This window comes from Mycobacteriales bacterium (genome assembly GCA_036497565.1).
GTDB lineage: Bacteria > Actinomycetota > Actinomycetes > Mycobacteriales > QHCD01 > DASXJE01.
This window is the reverse complement of sequence record DASXJE010000248.1, coordinates 1-7,877: the sequence shown is the minus strand read 5'-3', so window position 1 is coordinate 7,877 and position 7,877 is coordinate 1. Positions and strand designations below refer to the sequence as shown.

The window sequence follows — 7,877 nt, the reverse complement described above, 5'->3', positions numbered from 1 at the left end:
CCGGCGCGGCGTAGGACGTCGGGGTCGAGCAGGTTGCGGGTGTCGACCACGGTGCGGGTGGCCGCGACCCGGGCCAGCGCGGGCCAGTCCAGTGCCCGGAACTCCGGCCATTCGGTGAGCACCACGATCGCGTCGGCGTCCTTCGCGGCGGTCATGGCGTTGTCGGTGACCGCGATGCCGTCGGTGAACCCGGGCACCGGGGCGGGGCAGCCGGGGTCGAACCCGGTCAGCTCGGCGCCCTCGGCGAGCAGGTCGGCGGCCACCGCGAGCGCCGGGGAGTCGCGCAGGTCGTCGGTGCCGGCCTTGAAGGTCAACCCGAGCAACCCGATCCGCTTGTCCGCCAGGCAGCCACCGACCGCGCTACGGATCTTGTCCACCATCCGCCCGCTCTGGCGCTGGTTCGTCTCCAGCGACGCGGTGAGCAGCGGGAAGTCGAAACCGGCTGCGTCGGAGATCTGCATCAGCGCGTGGGTGTCCTTCGGCAGACACGACCCACCCCAGCCCGGGCCGGGTTTGAGGAACGACTGCCCGATCCGCTTGTCGTAGCCCATGCCCTCGGTGACCTCGTGCACGTCGGCGCCGAGCCGCTCGCACAGCTCGGCCATCGCGTTCACATACGACAGCTTCATCGCCAGGAAACAGTTCGCCGCGTACTTGACCATCTCCGCGCTGGCCGCGTCGGTCAGCAGCGTCGGCGCACCGAGCCGGGAGTACAGCGCGGCGACCCGCTCAGCGGCGTCCTGCTGCTCACAGCCGACCACGATCCGGTCCGGGTTGAGGAAGTCGTGCACCGCGCTGCCCTCACGCAGGAACTCCGGGTTGGACACCACCGCGATGTCGCGGCGCCCCAGCAACCGCTTGGTCCGGGCCGCGGTGCCGACCGGCACGGTCGACTTGTTCACCACCACACACCCGCGCGGCAACAGGTCACGCACCTCCTGCGCGACCGTCTCCACGGCGGCCAGATCGGCGGCACCACCCTCGCCCATCGGGGTGGGCACACACAGGAACACCACCTCGACCGGATCATCGCCGCCGTTCAGAGCACCGCCGTTCAGAGCACCGCCGTTGAGAGAGCCGCCGTTGAGAGAGCCGCCGTTGAGAGAGCCGCCGTCCGGAGCAGCACCGACCGGGGCGACAGCGTCGCGGGCACCGACCACGAAACTCAACCGCCCCGCCGCCACCCCCTCCGCGACCAGCTCACTCAGCCCCGGTTCCAGGATGGTGACGTCACCGTCGCGGAGTCGGGCGATCTTCTCCGCGTCGATGTCGGCACACACCACCCGGTGGCCCAGCGAGGCGAGGCAGGCACCCGTGGTCAGACCCACGTACCCGGTGCCGATGACAGCGATACGACGAACGAACATCATGCTCCTTCAGGAGTGGGGCCGGAGGTGTCCGGTGCGGTTGCAGCGTCTGTGTGGTTGGCATGGGGAGACGATGGGACGCACTCGGCGTCGAGGGGCCCGAGCTAGCGGTTGAGCCGTCCGGTCATTCGGATACCGCCCGGCACAGCCAGTCCTCCGCCTGGACCCGCCCGTCGAGCGGTGGAAGGGAAGCGCGGACCTTGACCGGGTTCAGCTGATTCCGCGCGGCGTCGCACAGAGCGGTCGACAGATCGGCCACGGTGAACTCGTCCGGCAGAACCCCGTGCCCATGTAGCTCGAGCCACTCGCGCAGGCCGGTATCCGGGGTGGCGACGATGTGGCAGCCATGCGCCAGGCCCTCGACGATGGAGAGCCCGATCTGCTCGCGCCAGCGCCCGTCCCGCCGGGACGGCAGGACCACGATCGAGGTGGAGATCATGAGTTCGTGCATCTCCGGCCGCCCGATCAGGCCGAGCGGCACTATCGACGAATCGGACGCCGCGGCCCGCGCCACGTCGTCAGCGAGCGGTCCGGCCCCCGCCATCGCCAGCTCCCAGCCAGCCCGGCCCAGACCCGACTCCGTCCAGGCCGCCAGGAGATCCAGTACGCCCTTCCGAGGTTCGAGAGCGCCCAGAAAGGTCACCCGCCGGAGCTTCGTACCGATCTCCTCACCGAGACATTCCTGGGGGAGATCGTTGAACAGTTCGACTCCGCCCTGCTCGGGCAGCAGTCGGACCGCCACGTAGCAGTCGCTGGCTCCGCGACTGGCCAGGGCGACCCGATCGAAGATCCACCCACTGAGGTGGCGGACGAAACCGAATGCGACACCCCGCGACCCGCCCGGAATACCCCGCAACAGCGCCGAGGGGTCGTTGTTCTCCATCGCGTACGTCACGATCCGCGTCTTGCGCCGGCACACCAGGTCGGACACGCGCACGGCGAGACCCACCGACAAGGTCAGCGGCAGTGCCCGTAACCACAGCGGCTCCGGCAGCTGCACCACGTTCCAGCGTCGCTTGAAGGCCCACAACCACGCCCACATCAGGCTCACGCGGTGGGCACTCGGCCACACCGAGCTCCGGTCCAGGTCGCCGTACCCGGAGACGTAGATTGTGATCCTCTCCGGCGACGGTCGGGACCGTTCGAAATGGGCGCTCCGCGCTTCGGGCAGCACGCGCAGAACCTGCACAGAGACCTCCTTCCTCGCCGTGCGCCGTGGCGCACGAACCATCACTACAAGCGGGCAGGCAGCACTACCGCGCGCGCCGGCTGACCGCTACTCCACCGTCGACCTCATATCGACCGCCCCCGAGCAGCTATCACGGAAACATCACAAATACCGATAACCGCATCGGAGCGGCCGTCGAGCGGGCGCACCAATGCGGCAAGAAAATCTGACTCCCGGCGATCACCATTACGCAACCCCGCCGCGTAGCGTCCTCGCACGTTCAATGGCGCCACGAAGAGGTCCTCGGCCATGCACGAGGGAATCAACCGCGCAAGGCACACTGGTCGATTGTCGGACGGCATGATGCCGCTGACCAGCGGTGAAGACACGATTTCCACCGTATCTGAGGATGCCGAGGGACCGCGCCGTAAATTTTTACGACTCCGCCCCCGAATGGCACCCGATGGGCGCGGAAACCCCACGCGACATGGGGCGATCCGGAGAGTCGGATAGTGAGATGCAACACTAGCGCGAAGATTACCCGCTTGAGTTATGGTCCTGCTGACCGAGGAACGCGAGAGTCGCCTGGAGATACCTAACTCTTATGATGACAAATCCATGCGAACCGCGCTAAACGCCAGGGTTGCGCTCCGGGCGCCCGCGGTCTCCCTTGCATCACAGGTCACGGGGCTGGTTCAGCTCGTGCTCATCCTGGCCCGGGCGGGCACGAACCAGAGCACCGACGCCTACTTCTACCTGTTCAACGTCGGTCTCGTTCCGATCCAATGCATCATCGTCGGAATGATGTATCCCTCGCTACTCAATGATCGGGGTATGTCCCGCGCCGGCTTGGCGAGGATCCGATGGTTGACACCCGCGCTCGGCCTCGTGTTCGTCACCGGAGGGGCGCTGTGGCTCACGGAGCGCGACCGGCTGCCCGTGGACCTGATCGTTTTGGCCGTCCTGAGTGGGTTGAACGCACTCGTGCAGGCACTGCTCTGGTTCAAGGCGGTCGCGGCCCAAGCCGGCGGCAACGCGCTGTGGATCTCCGGGGTCGCGTTGCCGGCGAACATCCTGGCGGTCGTCGCACTGGCCTATCCGTGGAAGTCGCCGCCGGCCGCGATGACCGTCATGGTCGGGGCACTGCTGGTGGGGAACATCGGCCTGCTCGTCGCCATGACCCGCCGAAAGGTCGGCACGGCGGTCCTCGACTCGGTCCCGCTGGTGGCACCGTCGCGATCGGGCCCGTTCTGGTTCCTCGGCAAGTCCACCGTCGGCTACCTCGGCCAGATCTTCCTGCAGTCGCTCGCGGTCCTACTCCCCGCCTCGGGTGTCACGTTCCTGAACATCGGCGTCAAGATCGTCAGCTCGGTGTCCGCGACGTTCGTGAACGCCACCATGCCCTCGCTCGTCCACCGCTCGACCGACTCCCCCCACTCCGCCCGCCAATTTCTGCGCCTCACCGTCGTGGTTGTGAGCCTCGGTGGAGCCGCGCTGGTCGCGGGGACCTGGATCATCTGGCCGAGCCTGCTCAGACCGGCCATCGTGGTGGCCCTCTGGCTGATCGCCTCGTCCGCCTCGGCCATCGCCGCCCAGATGTCGTACCGCTTCCTCACCCCGCAGATGTCGACCAGGACCATCCTCGTGGTCACCGCGGTCGTCGCGCTGACGGCGCTCTCGTCGCGGGGCACCGGCTTCGACCTCACCGTGGCGCTCTGCGCCTACGCCACGATCGACGCCGCGTCGGCGCTGCTGTTGCTCCTACCGCTGCGCGACCGGACGATGAGCCTGCTTCTCGGTGGTGTGGTGGCGGGTCTGGCCAGCACCTGGATCACGGCATACCTGTAGGCACTGCCCGGGTCGCTCGGGATGGTCAGTCGATCGGGACGGTCAGGAGGCGGCCGGCAGCAGCTGGCCGCCTCGAATGCGCCGGTCGTTGGGTTCGTCGCTGACGATGTTGCCGTCGCGCAGCCACACCTTCCGGGTGCAGTACTCGGCGACCTCCTCCTCGTGAGTGATCACCACGATGGTGCAGCCGGCCTCGTTGAGCTCGCAGAGCAGCTGCATGATCTCGGTCGTCGACTTGGTGTCCAGTGCCCCGGTCGGCTCATCGGCCAAGATGATCGAGGGATCGTTGATCAGAGCGCGCGCGATCGCGACGCGTTGCTTCTGGCCACCGGACAGCTCGCTGGGCACGTGCCGCAACCGGCTGCCAAGGCCGACCCGCTCCAACGCGGCTTTCGCCTTCGCCCGCCGGTTCCGGACCCCGTTGTAGATCAGCGGCAACTCCACGTTGCGCATCGCATCGGTGCGCGGTATCAGGTTGAACGACTGAAACACGAACCCGATCTTCCGGCCGCGGGCCCGGGCGAGCTCGGATTTCGACAGCTTGCTGACGTCGATGCCGTCGAGCATGTAGCGCCCGCTGGATGCCGTGTCCAGGCAACCCACGATGTTCATCAAGGTGCTCTTACCGGAACCGGACGGGCCCATGATCGCGACCATCTCGCCGTCTCCGACGGTGAGGTTGATGCCGTGCAGGATCTGCATATCCCCCTCCGCCATCTTGAAAGACTTGGTGACGCCCTCCAACTCGATCACGATCTTTCCTCCCCGTCGCGGTGCCTGAACCACCAACTCGTGGTTTCCGGCCCGAAGTCCACCGCTGTCTGTACCCAGTTGACCGGCCCCGCCTGTGAGTTCGCTGTGGTTTCCGTTAAAGATCTGAATGCTTTGGATCCACCGAGGTCACCGGCCCGGACGGCGCACCGGTCACCGTGACCATGGACGACCCTGTCGGGCGGACAGCCGATGGGAGACACTCCATGGCATGGCGGACGGGCTCCTGGCGACGATCACCGAGATCCTCGCGCAGCGCTCAGCCTCGGTGGCACGCCTACTGGCCGAGGCCGTCCGGCGACACTGCGCCGTCGAGCACGTGGCCCTGGTGTCCTTCCAGGGAGTCGAGTGCTCGGTCCTCGCCGCCGTCGGCCCCGAACTCCTGGCGGTCGGCACAACTGCCCCCTCGGCGTTGTCCACCAGGCTGGTCCGAACGCTCGAGGGCCGGCCCTGGTCGTCCGAGGACTTCGCCCGTGAAGCCGCCTTCGACCGACCCATCGACCAGCTCGCGGGCAAGCTCGGCATCCGCTCGGGCGCCTCTGTCCCGATCTGCTCGGCCGGTGCGGCGATCGGTGCGGTGCTGCTCAGCTCGAGGGTGGCCGGTCGGTCCTGGGCGGAGGCGATCACGCAGGTCGACGCCGTTACCGGGCTGATCGCCCTCGGGCTCGGCATCGGCCGGCAGCCCGGTGAGCCGCTGCATGCGGTCGTCGTGCACCGCGATCCCCTCACCGCGCACGGTCTGGCCCGAGTGCTCGAACGAGGCCTGCTGACGGAGGTGGTGGTCGCTGCCGGGCCGTGGGACCCCGAGCTCGCCGCGCGCGTCGCCGCCGCCGACGTCACCATCGTCGAGGCTGCCGTGCTCGGGCCGGCAGGGCTGCCGGCCGACGGGGTGAGCACCGGCCGGCTGGTGCTGATCACCGACGACCACGCCGGCGAACCCACGGCTCCGCCGCCGCGCAACGGAGCGACCGTCGTCCACCGGCGCGCCGTCCTCACCGAGCTGATCCCCGCCGTCGCACGCGCGGTCGGCCGCCCCGGTCCGTCGTGGCCGCCACCTGGCGGCGAGACGCTGACCCCTCGAGAACGCGAGCTGCTGCTCGAGTTGTGCACGGGCAGCACCTACAAGCAGATCGCCGGCCGGCTGGGGCTGTCGACGGCCACCGTCCGCGGCTACTCACGCAGCCTGTACGCCAAGCTCGACGTGCACTCCCGAGGCGAAGCGGTGCACAAGGCCGCGCAGGTCGGCCTCACCCACGGCTGATCGGCACTCACCGCCGATCCGTCCCACCCCTTCATTCGTGGGGATTCCCGCGCACCCCGCCACCCGCATCAGTGTCTGCAAGGCACCCCAGCGGTTCGCGCAGACTGCTGCTTTCCGACGAGGGGAAGAACGATGCGCGTAGCCACGTCGCCGTTCGCGCGGCTGGAGCGGCGCTTCGGTGAGCGGCTCGTCCTGCCGGGGGATGCGCGCTACGACTCCGCCCGGGCGGTGTGGAACGGCATGGTCGACAAGCGGCCCTCGGCGGTCGCCCGCTGCGGCTCCGCCGCCGACGTCGCCGCCGCGATCCGGTACGCCCGGGACGCGGGTCTGCCGCTGTCGGTCCGAGGCGGCGGCCACCAGATCGCCGGCGCCGCGGTCGTCGAGGGCGGGCTCGTGCTCGACCTGTCACCGCTGCGCACGGCCGACGTCGTCGCGGCGGAGGGCACGGCGGAGGGCACCGTCAGCGTGGGTGGCGGCGCGCTGCTGAGCGATCTCGACCGCGCGTGTTCACGGCATGGCGTCGCCGTCCCCGCCGGCGTCGTCTCACACACCGGGGTCGGTGGCCTCACCCTCGGCGGCGGAATCGGCTGGCTGTCGACAAGTCGCGGGTTGACCTGCGACAACCTGCTCGAGGTCGAGATGATCACGGCGGCCGGTGACACGCTCACCGTCGGCCCGGACGCCCACCCGGACCTGTTCTGTGCATTGCGCGGCGCAGGCGCCAACTTCGGCGTCGCCACCCGGTTCGTCTTCCGGGCCCATCCGCTCGCCGACGTCGTCGTCGGGCACCGGGACCTGCCTCTCGACGCCGCGCCGGGCGCCCTGGCGCACCTCGGCGAGGTCGTGGAGAGCCTTCCCCGCGAGCTCGCGGTGCTCGCCCGGCTCCAGCGGGTCGGCGGCGCTCCCACGCTGACCGTCGAATGGGTCTGGTCCGGCGGCCTCCGCGGCGCCGAGCGCGGCGTTGCGGCCCTCGGTCTGGGCGGGGAGGCAGCGGCTTCCCGGGTCCGCCGGTTCGCGGCGGTCCAGTCCCAGCAGGACCATCGCTTCCCGCACGGCGGCCTGTACTACCTCAAGCCCGCGCAGCTGGCCGGCCTCGGCCCCGGACAGGTCAACGCCCTGGTCGACGGCGCCTCCGAGCTGCCGGGCGGCGACCCCCAGATCGAGGTGCTCCGGCTGCGCGGCGCCGTCGAGGACGTCGACCAGGACCTGTCGGCCTTCCCCCGCCGCTCGACCGCGTTCGGTGTCAACGTCGCCGCCTGCTGGACCGACGCCGCCGACAGCGCGGAGCAGATTCGATGGGCGCGGCGGGCGCACGCCGCGATCGACGCCGCGGGGACCGGCGGCGCGTACCTCAACTTCGTCGGCACCGAGGTACCCGATCTCGAGGTCGTCTTCGGCCGGGCCGCGCTCGACCGGCTCCGCCGCGTGAAGCGCGACTACGACCCCGACGACGTCTTCCGAC

At 69.4% G+C, this 7,877-nt stretch carries 7 protein-coding genes; 3 read left to right on the top strand and 4 right to left on the bottom strand.

What is annotated here, in order from left to right:
• From VGH85_19915 to VGH85_19905, 3 genes are all read right to left on the bottom strand, one after another.
• Positions 1–1,367, bottom strand: a 1,367-nt coding sequence (locus VGH85_19915) for a UDP-glucose/GDP-mannose dehydrogenase family protein (GenBank protein ID HEY2176077.1), incomplete at its 3' end; no start/stop codon positions are given.
• A 124-nt stretch (positions 1,368–1,491) separates the two neighbouring features.
• Positions 1,492–2,556, bottom strand: coding sequence for a glycosyltransferase family 4 protein (locus tag VGH85_19910; protein HEY2176076.1), 1,065 nt, complete (start codon positions 2,554–2,556; stop codon positions 1,492–1,494).
• Between the two features lie 104 nt (positions 2,557–2,660).
• On the bottom strand, positions 2,661–2,924 hold the full coding sequence (locus VGH85_19905; GenBank protein ID HEY2176075.1) for a hypothetical protein: 264 nt from the start codon (positions 2,922–2,924) through the stop codon (positions 2,661–2,663).
• A 229-nt stretch (positions 2,925–3,153) separates the two neighbouring features.
• Between VGH85_19905 and VGH85_19900 the strand changes: the two genes are divergently transcribed.
• Positions 3,154–4,383, top strand: coding sequence for a hypothetical protein (locus tag VGH85_19900; protein ID HEY2176074.1), 1,230 nt, complete (start codon positions 3,154–3,156; stop codon positions 4,381–4,383).
• A 42-nt stretch (positions 4,384–4,425) separates the two neighbouring features.
• On the opposite strand, the gene VGH85_19895 is transcribed toward VGH85_19900, so the two are convergent.
• Positions 4,426–5,100, bottom strand: coding sequence for an ABC transporter ATP-binding protein (locus VGH85_19895; GenBank protein HEY2176073.1), 675 nt, complete (start codon positions 5,098–5,100; stop codon positions 4,426–4,428).
• A 265-nt stretch (positions 5,101–5,365) separates the two neighbouring features.
• Between VGH85_19895 and VGH85_19890 the strand changes: the two genes are divergently transcribed.
• Together VGH85_19890 and VGH85_19885 are read left to right on the top strand one after the other, a co-directional pair.
• A complete protein-coding gene (locus VGH85_19890; protein ID HEY2176072.1) occupies positions 5,366–6,415 on the top strand; it encodes a LuxR C-terminal-related transcriptional regulator in 1,050 nt (349 codons plus the stop codon).
• 132 nt (positions 6,416–6,547) lie between these two features.
• Positions 6,548–7,877: FAD-binding oxidoreductase (locus VGH85_19885; GenBank protein HEY2176071.1), on the top strand; the 1,330-nt coding region annotated here is incomplete at its 3' end.

What these genes read in the sequence shown, in the direction of transcription:
- VGH85_19895 (HEY2176073.1), bottom strand. Translation starts at nt 5,100, where the DNA reads ATGGCGGAGGGGGATATGCAGATCCTGCACGGCATCAACCTCACCGTC.
- VGH85_19900 (HEY2176074.1), top strand. Translation starts at nt 3,154, where the DNA reads ATGCGAACCGCGCTAAACGCCAGGGTTGCGCTCCGGGCGCCCGCGGTC.
- VGH85_19890 (HEY2176072.1), top strand. Translation starts at nt 5,366, where the DNA reads ATGGCGGACGGGCTCCTGGCGACGATCACCGAGATCCTCGCGCAGCGC.